Genomic DNA, 10,799 nt, shown 5'->3' with positions numbered 1-10,799 from the left:
CGCGAATGCTTTTAGTCAGCCAACATCAACATTGACTGACCCAACGCATTCGCGAGCAAGCCCGCTCCCACAAGGTTGGTGGTGAACTCTGGTTCTGTGCTCGCCCACCCCTTCGATCAGATCAAACCAACGCCTTGTCCAAGGCCTTCTCGATTTCCGCCTTGATCGTCCCGCTCATCGCCGACATCAACATGCCCAGCTCGACCTCGACGCGAATCGAATCCTCGCCCACGTGCACCTCGCCCTTGACCCCGGAGCGCTTGAGCTTGAGCGTGTCACCGACCCATTGCGGCTCCAGGCCGTAGCTATCGGACAACTTCTGCGCCAACTTGTCGGCCTTGGCACGGGCCGCTTCCTTGCCCAGGTCATGGGCACGTTCAACAGTAATACGGGCCATCGGGTGACTCCTGTTCTATCGGGACTTGCCTGAACGTTTCAGACCCTGGCTGCGTCAAAACGTCCCGGCGGTGGTTCATCTTACCTTCAGCCTTGCCAAGACAAAGCCCTCCACCGGGATTAGAATGTCCCGCATTCTTTTTTGGTGACCGCGATATGACTGATCAGCGCAAAGGCAGCGATGCCGAACCCACCACTCACTTCGGCTTCAAGAACGTGCCGGAAAGCCAGAAAGCGGAAAAAGTCGCTGAGGTGTTCCACTCGGTAGCCGCCAAGTACGACTTGATGAACGACCTGCTCTCGGGCGGCATGCACCGCCTGTGGAAGCGCTTCGCGATCGAGCTGTCGGGCGTGCGCAGCGGCAATCGCGTGCTGGACATCGCCGGCGGCACCGGCGACCTGACGAAGAAGTTTTCCCACATCGTCGGGCCGACCGGCCAGGTGGTGCTCGCCGACATCAACGAGTCCATGCTCAAGGTCGGTCGCGACCGCCTGCTGGACCTGGGGGTGGCCGGCAATGTCGAGTTCGTCCAGGCCGACGCCGAGAAGCTGCCGTTCCCGGACAACCATTTCGACTGCGTGACCATCGCCTTCGGCCTGCGCAACGTCACCCACAAGGAAGATGCCCTGCGCTCGATGCTGCGGGTGCTCAAGCCCGGCGGACGCCTGCTGGTGCTGGAGTTCTCCAAGCCGACCAACGCGCTGATGTCCAAGGCCTACGACGCCTACTCGTTCGCCTTCATGCCGCTGATGGGCAAGCTGATCACCAACGACTCGGAAAGCTACCGCTACCTAGCCGAATCGATCCGCATGCACCCGAACCAGGAAACCCTGAAGTCGATGATGGTGGACGCCGGTTTCGACCGCGTGACCTACCACAACATGACCGCCGGCATCGTCGCCCTGCACCGAGGTATCAAGCCCTGATGCTGCTCACCGGCCTGCTCGCCAGCGTTGAACTCGGTCTCAACCGCGTCCTGCGCCTGGACAGCACGGCGCTGGCGCGCCTGGCGCACTTGAGCGGCAAGGTGATTGCCGTCGACTGTCGCAGCCCGGCGCTGCGATTGTTCCTGATGCCCAGCGACGAAGGCCTGATGCTCGCCGCCCACTGGGAGGCGGAGGCGGACTGTACCTTGCGCGCCCCGGCGTCGAGCCTGCTGAGCCTGGCCTTGAGCAAGGACAAGACGGCGGTGCTGCATCGGCCCGAGGTCGAGCTCGACGGCGACAGCGGCGTGCTGCTGGACCTGGCGGCGGTGCTCCAGGACCTGGAGCTGGACTGGGAATATGAAGTCTCCCGGTGGCTCGGCCCGGTGGCCACCCAGCTGCTCGGCGGCCACCTGCGCAGCCGCGCCCGCTGGTACCGCCAGGGGTTCGCCAGCCTGGGGCAGAACCTGAGCGAGTACCTGGCCGAAGAATCGCGTACGCTCGTTGGCCAACGCGAAGCCCAGGCCCGCTTCAATGAACTGGACCAGGTCAAGCTTGACCTGGAACGACTCGAGGCGCGTTTCGAGCGCCTTTCCCGATCCCTTGAACCCAAGCGATAACGCATGAAGCTGCTTGCCGTCCGCCGTTTGTTGCGCATCCAGCGCGTCGTGATTCGCTACCGCCTCGATGACCTGCTGTTCGCCCTGCCGTTGCCCTGGTTTCTCCTGGCGCTGCGTTTCGTGCTGCCGTGGCGCTGGCTGCCCCGCCGCCCCCTGGAGCTGAGTCGCGGGGCGCGCCTGCGCCTGGCCTTGCAGGACCTGGGACCGATCTTCATCAAGTTCGGGCAGATTCTCTCGACCCGCCGCGACCTGCTGCCCGAAGACATCGCCGATGAGCTGATGCTGCTGCAAGACCGGGTGCCGCCGTTCGATTCCAAGGTGTCGGTGGCGTTGATCGAAGCGCAACTGGGCAAGAAGATCAGCGAAGTCTTCAAGCGCTTCGACGTCGAGCCCCTGGCCTCGGCCTCCGTGGCCCAGGTGCACGCCGCGCAACTCAAGAGCGGCGAAGAGGTGGTGGTCAAGGTGATCCGCCCGGGCCTCAAGCCGGTCATTGCCCAGGACCTGGCGTGGCTGTTCATCCTCGCCCGGGCCGCCGAGCGGCTCTCGGCCGACGCGCGCCTGCTGCACCCGGTGGACGTGGTCCAGGACTACGAGAAAACCATCTACGACGAACTCGACCTGCTGCGCGAGGCGGCCAACGCCAGTCAGCTGCGCCGCAACTTCGAAGGCTCGCCGCTGCTCTACGTGCCGCAGGTGTACTGGGACTGGTGCCGCCCGAAAGTGTTGGTGATGGAGCGCATCTATGGCATCCAGGTCACCGACCTGGCGACCCTGGCCGACCAGCGCACGGACATGAAGATGCTTGCCGAGCGCGGCGTGGAAATCTTCTTCACCCAGGTGTTCCGCGACAGCTTCTTCCACGCCGACATGCACCCGGGCAACATCTTCGTCAGCACGGTGCAGCCGTGGAGCCCGCAGTACATCGCCATCGACTGCGGCATCGTCGGCAGCCTCACCCCGGAGGACCAGGATTACCTGGCGCGCAACCTGTTCGCCTTCTTCAAGCGCGACTACCGCCGGGTCGCCCAATTGCACATCGACTCTGGCTGGGTGCCAGCCGAAACCAAGCTCAACGAATTCGAAGCGGCGATCCGTACCGTATGCGAGCCGATCTTCGAAAAACCGTTAAAGGATATTTCCTTCGGCCAGGTGCTGATGCGCCTGTTCCAGACCGCGCGCCGCTTCAACATGGAGGTCCAGCCACAGCTGGTGCTGCTGCAGAAGACCTTGCTGAACATCGAAGGCCTCGGTCGCCAGTTGTACCCGGACCTGGACCTGTGGAACACCGCCCAGCCGTTCCTCGAACGCTGGATGCGCGAACGCGTCAGCCCGCGCACCTTGCTGGGCAACGTGCAGAGCCAGTTCGAGCAGATCCCGCACCTGGCCAACATGACCCGCGACCTGCTGGAGCGGATGTCCCAACCCCATGCCCAGGACCCACCACCGCCCTGGCACAAGCGCAAGGACGACTGGTTCCTGCGCCTGCTCGGCGCCGCTCACCTGGGCGGCGGCGCGGTGCTGGCCACCGGCGGGCCGTTGAGCCAGGTGGGCCACTGGCCGGCCGGGATCATGGTGGCCGTGGGTTTGTATCTGGTCGTTCGCCGATAGCCAGCACCGGTTCGCACTGGCACACTGTTTCAACGCTGGGCCCGCCGACTCGAAGTGCGCGGCCCATTGTCGGAGTCGAAGATGAAAAACTGGCAGGACGAGATCAAGTGGGACGCTGACGGCCTGGTGCCGGCCATCGCCCAGGATCACAAGACCGGGCGCGTATTGATGATGGCCTGGATGAACCGCGAGGCATTGGCCCTGACCGCCGCCGAGAACCGCGCCATCTATTGGTCACGTTCCCGTGGCAAGCTGTGGCGCAAGGGTGAAGAGTCCGGGCACGTGCAGCACCTGCATGAGATGCGCCTGGACTGCGACGGCGACGTCATCATCCTGATGGTCGAGCAGGTCGGTGAAATCGCCTGCCATACCGGCCGCCAAAGCTGCTTCTATCGCGTCTTCGAGAACGGCGACTGGAAAACCGTCGAACCGGTGCTCAAGGACCCGCACGCCATCTATTCAGGACATACCCATGAGTGACACCCTGACCCGCCTGGCCCAGGTGCTGGAAGAGCGCAAGGGCGCCGCGGCCGACAGCTCCTATGTCGCCAGCCTGTACCACAAGGGTTTGAACAAGATTCTGGAAAAAGTCGGCGAAGAGTCGGTCGAGACCATCATCGCCGCCAAGGACGCCGCCCTCAGCGGCGATTGCAGCGATGTGATCTACGAGACCGCCGACCTGTGGTTCCACAGCCTGGTCATGCTGGCCCAACTGGGACAGCATCCGCAGGCCGTACTGGATGAACTGGACCGTCGCTTCGGTCTGTCCGGGCACGTCGAGAAAGCCTCGCGTCCGTCCGCCTGATCAACTCTTGAGAGGAATAGCCACATGGGTATTTTTGACTGGAAACACTGGATCGTCATCCTGGTCGTCGTGGTGCTGGTGTTCGGCACCAAGAAACTGAAGAACCTCGGCACCGATGTCGGCGAGTCGATCAAGGGCTTTCGCAAGGCCATGAACGATGACGAGAAGCCGGCCGACCCGACGGCGGCACCGGCGCAACCGGTACAGCCGGCCCAACCTGTCCATCCCCAGGCGGCCCAGCCTGTGAATGCGCCGCACACCATCGACGTGCAGGCCCAGAAAGTCGAAGAGCCGACCCGCAAAGACTCGTGAGCACTGACTAATGTTTGGGATCAGCTTCACTGAACTGCTGCTCGTCGGCCTCGTCGCCCTGCTGGTCCTGGGGCCCGAGCGCCTGCCGGGTGCCGCGCGCACCGCCGGCCTGTGGATCGGGCGCCTGAAGCGCAGCTTCAATGCGATCAAACAGGAAGTCGAACGTGAAATCGGTGCCGACGACATCCGTCGGCAACTGCACAACGAACACATCCTGTCCCTGGAGCAGGAAGCGCGGAAAATCCTCACGCCGACCCAGCAGGAACCGACGCCGGTCGTGCCTGCGGTCGAACCGACGATTGCCCCGCAAGCGCCGGCGACCGATGCGGTGCAGGCACCGGTCGAACCCGCCAAACCGGTGGAGCCGGCCCCGACAACGACGCCCCCTGCCGCTCCCAATGACCCTACATTGCCGCCGCGAGCCCCATGAGCAATATCCCAGAGCATGACCAGCCGATGCCGCTGGTATCGCACCTCACCGAGCTGCGCACGCGCCTGCTGCGCTGCGTCGCGGCGGTCTTCATCATCTTCGCCGGGCTGTTCGCCTTCACCCAGCAGATCTACACCTTCGTCTCCACGCCGCTGCGCCAGTACCTGCCGGCCGGCGCGACGATGATCGCCACCGATGTGTCGTCACCGTTCCTGACGCCACTGAAGCTGACGATGATGGTTTCGCTGTTCCTGGCGATCCCGGTGATCCTGCACCAGATCTGGGGCTTCATCGCGCCTGGCCTGTACAAGCACGAAAAACGCATCGCCGTGCCGCTGCTGGTGTCCAGCATCCTGCTGTTCTACACCGGCATGGCCTTCGCCTATTTCCTGGTATTCCCGCTGATCTTCAAGTTCTTCGCCGCCGCCACCCCGGCGGGCGTGGAGATGATGACCGACATCACCAGCTACCTGGATTTCGTCATGACGCTGTTCTTCGCCTTCGGCGTGGCGTTCGAAATCCCCGTGGCCGTGGTGCTACTGGTGTGGATCGGCGTCGTTGACGTCGAGTATCTGAAGAAGATCCGCCCGTACGTGATCATCGGCTGCTTCGTGGTCGGTATGATCCTGACCCCGCCGGACATCTTCTCCCAGACCCTGTTGGCCGTGCCGATGTGGCTGCTGTTCGAGATCGGCGTGCTGTTCGGCGGCTTGGTTCGCAAACGCAGCGAGCACCCGGAAGACGAGGCCGTTGACGACCACGACGACCATCCGCCAGCGACCCAAGCGTGAACCTGCTGCTGCTCGAAGAGGCCGACTTCATTGGGCCGGACCGGGTGATCCTGAGCGATCGACGACTGACCCACATGCAGGAAGTCCACCGCAGCGCCGTCGGCGACAGCCTGCGGGTCGGGCGCATCGGCGGCTTGATGGGCACGGCCCAGGTGCTGCGCCTGGAAGCTTGCGAAGCGGAATTGCAGGTGAGCCTCGATCAACCGCCACCGGCCAAGCTGCCGTTGACCCTGGTGCTGGCCCTGCCGCGCCCCAAGATGCTGCGGCGGGTGTTCCAGACCGTCGCCACCATGGGCGTACCGCGGGTGGTGCTGGTCAACAGCTACCGGGTGGAAAAGAGCTTCTGGCAAACGCCGTTCCTGGAGCCCGAGGCCATTCGCGAGCAGTTGATCCTCGGCCTGGAGCAGGCCCGGGACAGCGTACTGCCGGAAATCATCATCGAGAAACGCTTCAAGCCCTTCGTCGAAGACCGCCTGCCGGCCATCACCGAAGGCACCCTGGGCCTGGTGGGCCACCCGGGCAACCACCCGCCCTGCCCCCGGGCGCTGACGGAACCGGTGACGCTGGCCATCGGCCCGGAAGGTGGCTGGATCCCCTACGAGATCGACTTGCTGGCCAAGGCCGGCCTGCAGCCGGTGCAGTTGGGCGAGCGCATCCTGCGGGTCGAGACTGCGGTCACGGCGCTGCTTGCACGGCTGTTCTGACGCCCATCCCCAGCCAGCCGGCGCATGATCTTCAGTTCATGGCTACAGATCCCCGCCGACAGGCCGATACAGCGCCGATAAAACAAAATCAGCGCGGCTAGGGAGTAACAGCATGTTCCAGTGGTTCGCCCAGAGTCTGGGAAATGTCAGCGTCAATCGCAAACTCGGCGCAGGCTTCGGTCTGGTGCTGTTCCTGACCCTCATGATCGCGTTCACCGGCTGGAACGGCCTGGGCAATGTGATCAGTCGTGGCGACAAACTGGGGTTCATTTCCGAACTCAGCAGCTTGAGCAAGGACCTGCGCCTGGCACGCATGGACTACTACAGCTCCCGTGGCGAAAACGGTCCGCAGGCCGTCAACGATCTGCTGGGCAAGCTCGACGCGGGGCTCAAGACCGCCCGCCAGCTGATCGAGCAACCGGACGATGTCGCGCTGATCGACAAGCAACTGGCCGCTGTCGCCGAATATAAAAGCGCCTTCGCTCAGATGACCCGCGCCACTGTCAGCCGCGAAGACGCCCGCAGCAAACTCGGCGCCAGTGCCGACAACGCCGTCGCCCGGGTCAATGAGGTGGAGAACGCGCTGTTGCAAGGCGACAGCGTGGCCCGGTTCAACAGCGTGGTGACCCTGAGCAAGGCCGTCCAGCAAGCTCGCTATCAGGTTCGCGGCTACACCTACAGCGGCAAGAGCGAGGCCCAGCAGCCGGCCCTCGACGCCATCGACAACGTCCTCAAGCTGCTGGCGCGCCTGCCGGACCAGTTGCCCGAGGAACACGCCGCCAACCTGCAGCAGGCCAGCGATTCGATGAACGCCTACCGCTCGGCGGTCAGCCAGTTCCGCGACTCCCAGCTCGACACCGGCGCCGCGCTCCAGCGCATGACAGAGCAAGGCGATGTGTTGCTCGACGCCAGCCAGAAACTGACCGTGTCCCAGACCGCCGTGCGCGACCATGACGCCGCCCAGGCCAAGACCGTTCTGGTCGTCGCCGCCGCATTGGCGTTGCTGTTCGGCGTGATCGCCGCGCTGTTCATCACCCGGCAGATCGTCGGCCCGCTCGGTGCGACCTTGAAAGTGGCCGAGCGCGTGGCCGCTGGCGACCTGACCCACAACCTCACCTCCGCGCGCCGCGACGAACTGGGCCAGCTGCAGCGCGCCATGCAGAGCATGACCGTGGGCCTGCGCCAATTGATCGGTGGCATCGGCGAAGGCGTCACGCAGATCGCCAGCGCCGCCGAACAACTTTCGGCCGTGACCGAACAGACCAGCGCCGGGGTCAACAGCCAGAAAGTGGAAACCGACCAGGTCGCCACCGCCATGCACGAGATGACCGCGACGGTGCAGGAAGTCGCACGCAACGCCGAGGAAGCCTCCGAAGCCGCCGTTGCCGCCGACCAGCAGGCCCGCGAGGGTGAACGCGTGGTGGGCGAGGCCATCTCCCAGATCGAACGCCTGGCCCTTGAAGTGGGCAACTCCACCGCCGCCATGGGCGACCTCAAGCGTGAAAGCGACAAGATCGGCAGCGTGCTCGACGTGATCAAGTCCGTGGCCCAGCAAACCAACCTGCTGGCTCTCAACGCCGCGATCGAAGCCGCCCGCGCCGGTGAAGCGGGCCGTGGCTTCGCGGTGGTCGCGGACGAAGTCCGCAGCCTGGCCCAGCGCACCCAGAAGTCCACCGAAGAGATCGAGGAATTGATCCTGGGCCTGCAAAACGGCACCCAGCAGGTCGCGACCATCATGGACAACAGCCGCGGCCTGACCGACAGCAGCGTCGAGCTGACCCGCCGCGCCGGTGGTTCCCTGGAGAACATCACCCGCACCGTCTCGGCGATCCAGTCGATGAACCAGCAGATCGCCGCGGCCGCCGAGCAACAGAGCGCCACCGCCGAAGAAATCAACCGCAGCGTGCTGAACGTGAGGGACGTCTCCGAACAAACTTCGGCCGCCAGCGAGGAAACTGCCACGTCCAGTGCCGAACTGGCGCGGCTGGGCGTGCACTTGCAGACGTTGGTGGGGCGGTTCAAGGTCTAGTATCGAAACGCGCCAGGGCGAAGGCGCTCGCGTCCTCGCCCTGGAAATACAACGGCCGATTTCCTTCAGATCGTCATTGCATGGTCGATACTCTTCTCACAAGACCAATAAATGGTTCGAGGGGAGTATCAACATGTTCAGTTGGCTGACCGAGAAGCTGGGAAATGTAAGCGTCAATCGCAAACTGGGCTTCGGTTTCGGCCTGGTGCTGTTCATGACCCTCCTGAGCACCCTCGCCGGCTGGAACAGCCTGAGCAGCGTGATCAGCCGCGCCGACAAACAAGCGTCCATCGCCAGCCTCAACGAGTTGGCCAAGGACCTGCGTGTCGCCCGCCTCGACTATGAGATGCGCCGCGGCGAACAAGGCCCGGCCGCCGTGACCGAGCTGATGGGCCAGTTGCAAGGGGACCTGCAAGCGGCCCTCACGCGATTCGTGCGACCGGCGGACCAGGATTTGCTCAACCAGCAACTGAGCAATCTCGACGAATACAAACGCGCCTTTGCCGACATGACCCAGGCCACGCAGAATCGCGAATCGGCCCGCTCCAAGCTTGGCGCCAACGCCGACAATGCCGTGGCCAAGGTGACCGACGTCGAGAACGCCCTGCGCCAAGGCGACAGCATTACGCAATTCAACGAGGTGGTTGAGCTGAGCAAGCTGATCCAGCAGGCCCGCTACCAGGTTCGCGGCTACACCTATAGCGGCAAGGCCGATGCCGAACAGCCGGCCCTGGACGCCATCGACAATGTCCTGAAAAACCTTGAAGCCTTGCCGGGAAAACTGCCGGAGCAGCACGCCGCCAACCTGCAACAGGCCAACGAATCGATGAAAGCCTATCGCGCGGCAGTCAGCCAGTTCCGTGATTCCCAGGTCGCCACCGCCTCCGCGCTGAAGAAAATGATGGAGCAGGACACTCGCCTGAATGACCTGAACAATCACCTGACCACCTCGCAGACCGAGAAACGCAACGAAGAAACGGCCACCGCAAAAAGCACGCTGATCATCGTCACCCTCCTGGCATTGGCCTTCGGTCTGCTGGCCGCCTGGCTCATCACCCGGCAGATCGTGGTGCCCCTGCAACAAACCCTGGTCGCCCTGGAACGCGTGGCTTCCGGCGACCTGAGCCAGAACCTCGACGTCCGCCGCCGGGACGAAATGGGCCAGTTGCAAGGCAGCCTGCAACGGATGGTGGTCAGCCTGCGGCAACTGATAGGCGGCATCGGCGAAGGCGTCACGCAGATCGCCAGCGCCGCCGAGCAGCTCTCCGCCGTCACCGAACAGACCAGCGCCGGGGTCAACAGCCAGAAAGTGGAAACCGACCAGGTCGCCACCGCCATGCACGAGATGACCGCGACGGTGCAGGAAGTCGCGCGTAACGCCGAGGAAGCCTCCGAAGCCGCTGTCGCCGCCGACCAGCAGGCCCGCGAGGGTGAGCGCGTGGTGGGTGAAGCCATCGCCCAGATCGAGCGCCTGGCCCTTGAAGTGGGCAACTCCACCCACGCCATGAGTGACTTGAAACGCGAAAGCGACAAGATCGGCAGCGTGCTCGACGTGATCAAGTCCGTGGCCCAGCAAACCAACCTGCTGGCCCTCAACGCCGCGATCGAGGCCGCCCGCGCCGGTGAAGCGGGCCGAGGCTTCGCCGTGGTGGCCGACGAAGTCCGCAGCCTGGCCCAGCGCACCCAGAAGTCCACCGAAGAGATCGAGGAATTGATCCAGGGCCTGCAAAACGGCACCCAGCAGGTCGCCACGATCATGGACAACAGCCGCGGCCTGACCGACAGCAGCGTCGAGCTGACCCGCCGCGCCGGCGGCTCCCTGGAGAACATCACCCGCACCGTGTCGGCGATCCAGTCGATGAACCAGCAGATCGCCGCGGCCGCCGAACAACAAAGCGCCACCGCCGAAGAAATCAACCGCAGCGTGCTGAACGTGCGGGACGTCTCCGAACAAACCTCCGCCGCCAGCGAAGAGACCGCCGCCTCCAGCGCCGAACTGGCACGGCTGGGGGTTCATTTGCAAACGTTGGTGGCGCGGTTCAAGGTGTGAGGGAACAGGCTGGATGTGCCGCCGCCATCGCGAGCAGGCTCGCTCCCACGGGATCGGGGGTGTTGCGAATATAACTGCTCCGTCCAGGCCCCCCTGTGGGAGCGAGCCTGCTCGCGATGGCGGCCTGACC

The 10,799-nt window shown here is 64.2% G+C and carries 11 protein-coding genes and 2 pseudogenes; 12 read left to right on the top strand and 1 reads right to left on the bottom strand.

The window, feature by feature from the left end; translation table 11 throughout:
* Nucleotides 1–121: 121 nt before the first annotated feature.
* Nucleotides 122–397 (bottom strand): polyhydroxyalkanoic acid system family protein, encoded by a 276-nt coding sequence (locus tag Q6A48_RS15510; protein WP_304554980.1) that lies wholly within the window; start codon nt 395–397, stop codon nt 122–124.
* Between the two features lie 155 nt (nt 398–552).
* Here Q6A48_RS15510 and ubiE point away from each other — a divergent pair, with 155 nt between their 5' ends.
* The 12 genes and pseudogenes from ubiE (at nt 553) to Q6A48_RS26105 (ending at nt 10,669) form a co-directional block, all read left to right on the top strand.
* Nucleotides 553–1,323 carry a bifunctional demethylmenaquinone methyltransferase/2-methoxy-6-polyprenyl-1,4-benzoquinol methylase UbiE gene (ubiE, locus tag Q6A48_RS15505; RefSeq protein ID WP_003186661.1) on the top strand — a complete coding sequence of 257 codons (771 nt, stop codon included), beginning with the start codon at nt 553–555 and terminating at the stop codon, nt 1,321–1,323.
* A pseudogene (locus Q6A48_RS15500) lies at nt 1,323–1,947 on the top strand (ubiquinone biosynthesis accessory factor UbiJ). The gene ubiE and the pseudogene Q6A48_RS15500 overlap by 1 nt, the downstream one beginning before the upstream one ends.
* Nucleotides 1,944–3,548, top strand: coding sequence for a ubiquinone biosynthesis regulatory protein kinase UbiB (ubiB, locus tag Q6A48_RS15495; RefSeq protein WP_304554977.1), 1,605 nt, complete (start codon nt 1,944–1,946; stop codon nt 3,546–3,548). The pseudogene Q6A48_RS15500 and the gene ubiB overlap by 4 nt, the downstream one beginning before the upstream one ends.
* Before the next feature lie 81 nt (nt 3,549–3,629).
* On the top strand, nt 3,630–4,028 hold the full coding sequence (gene hisI, locus Q6A48_RS15490; protein ID WP_304554976.1) for a phosphoribosyl-AMP cyclohydrolase: 399 nt from the start codon (nt 3,630–3,632) through the stop codon (nt 4,026–4,028).
* The gene (locus tag Q6A48_RS15485) at nt 4,021–4,353 is read left to right on the top strand and encodes a phosphoribosyl-ATP diphosphatase (protein ID WP_304554975.1); all 333 of its coding nucleotides are present in this window, start codon (nt 4,021–4,023) and stop codon (nt 4,351–4,353) included. Before hisI ends, Q6A48_RS15485 begins: the two co-directional genes overlap by 8 nt.
* Nucleotides 4,354–4,377: 24 nt before the next feature.
* Nucleotides 4,378–4,665 (top strand): twin-arginine translocase TatA/TatE family subunit, encoded by a 288-nt coding sequence (locus tag Q6A48_RS15480; RefSeq protein WP_304554974.1) that lies wholly within the window; start codon nt 4,378–4,380, stop codon nt 4,663–4,665.
* Nucleotides 4,666–4,675: 10 nt separating this feature from the next.
* Nucleotides 4,676–5,095, top strand: a complete 420-nt coding sequence (gene tatB / locus Q6A48_RS15475) for a Sec-independent protein translocase protein TatB (protein ID WP_304554973.1) — start codon at nt 4,676–4,678, stop codon at nt 5,093–5,095.
* Complete coding sequence (tatC, locus tag Q6A48_RS15470) at nt 5,092–5,886, top strand: twin-arginine translocase subunit TatC (RefSeq protein WP_304554972.1); 795 nt, start codon at nt 5,092–5,094, stop codon at nt 5,884–5,886. The genes tatB and tatC overlap by 4 nt, the downstream gene beginning before the upstream one ends.
* A complete protein-coding gene (locus tag Q6A48_RS15465; protein ID WP_304554971.1) occupies nt 5,883–6,590 on the top strand; it encodes a 16S rRNA (uracil(1498)-N(3))-methyltransferase in 708 nt (235 codons plus the stop codon). The genes tatC and Q6A48_RS15465 overlap by 4 nt, the downstream gene beginning before the upstream one ends.
* 112 nt (nt 6,591–6,702) lie before the next feature.
* Nucleotides 6,703–8,619 (top strand): methyl-accepting chemotaxis protein, encoded by a 1,917-nt coding sequence (locus Q6A48_RS15460; RefSeq protein WP_304554970.1) that lies wholly within the window; start codon nt 6,703–6,705, stop codon nt 8,617–8,619.
* Between the two features lie 133 nt (nt 8,620–8,752).
* Nucleotides 8,753–9,814, top strand: a pseudogene (locus tag Q6A48_RS26110) (methyl-accepting chemotaxis protein); the annotation flags it as partial.
* Nucleotides 9,806–10,669, top strand: coding sequence for a methyl-accepting chemotaxis protein (locus Q6A48_RS26105; RefSeq protein WP_369811706.1), 864 nt, complete (start codon nt 9,806–9,808; stop codon nt 10,667–10,669). The pseudogene Q6A48_RS26110 and the gene Q6A48_RS26105, both read left to right, overlap by 9 nt.
* Nucleotides 10,670–10,799 lie beyond the last annotated feature (130 nt).

This window comes from Pseudomonas citrullilanati, assembly GCF_030580855.1.
Lineage (GTDB): Bacteria > Pseudomonadota > Gammaproteobacteria > Pseudomonadales > Pseudomonadaceae > Aquipseudomonas > Aquipseudomonas citrulli.
This window is presented reverse-complemented; position numbering and strand designations above follow the sequence as displayed.

Bases quoted from the DNA above. Each gene is read 5' to 3' on its own strand.
- Q6A48_RS15485 (WP_304554975.1), top strand. From the start codon at position 4,021: ATGAGTGACACCCTGACCCGCCTGGCCCAGGTGCTGGAAGAGCGCAAG.
- tatC (WP_304554972.1), top strand. From the start codon at position 5,092: ATGAGCAATATCCCAGAGCATGACCAGCCGATGCCGCTGGTATCGCAC.
- Q6A48_RS26105 (WP_369811706.1), top strand. From the start codon at position 9,806: ATGGTGGTCAGCCTGCGGCAACTGATAGGCGGCATCGGCGAAGGCGTC.
- Q6A48_RS15480 (WP_304554974.1), top strand. From the start codon at position 4,378: ATGGGTATTTTTGACTGGAAACACTGGATCGTCATCCTGGTCGTCGTG.
- Q6A48_RS15510 (WP_304554980.1), bottom strand. From the start codon at position 397: ATGGCCCGTATTACTGTTGAACGTGCCCATGACCTGGGCAAGGAAGCG.
- tatB (WP_304554973.1), top strand. From the start codon at position 4,676: ATGTTTGGGATCAGCTTCACTGAACTGCTGCTCGTCGGCCTCGTCGCC.
- ubiE (WP_003186661.1), top strand. From the start codon at position 553: ATGACTGATCAGCGCAAAGGCAGCGATGCCGAACCCACCACTCACTTC.
- hisI (WP_304554976.1), top strand. From the start codon at position 3,630: ATGAAAAACTGGCAGGACGAGATCAAGTGGGACGCTGACGGCCTGGTG.
- ubiB (WP_304554977.1), top strand. From the start codon at position 1,944: ATGAAGCTGCTTGCCGTCCGCCGTTTGTTGCGCATCCAGCGCGTCGTG.
- Q6A48_RS15460 (WP_304554970.1), top strand. From the start codon at position 6,703: ATGTTCCAGTGGTTCGCCCAGAGTCTGGGAAATGTCAGCGTCAATCGC.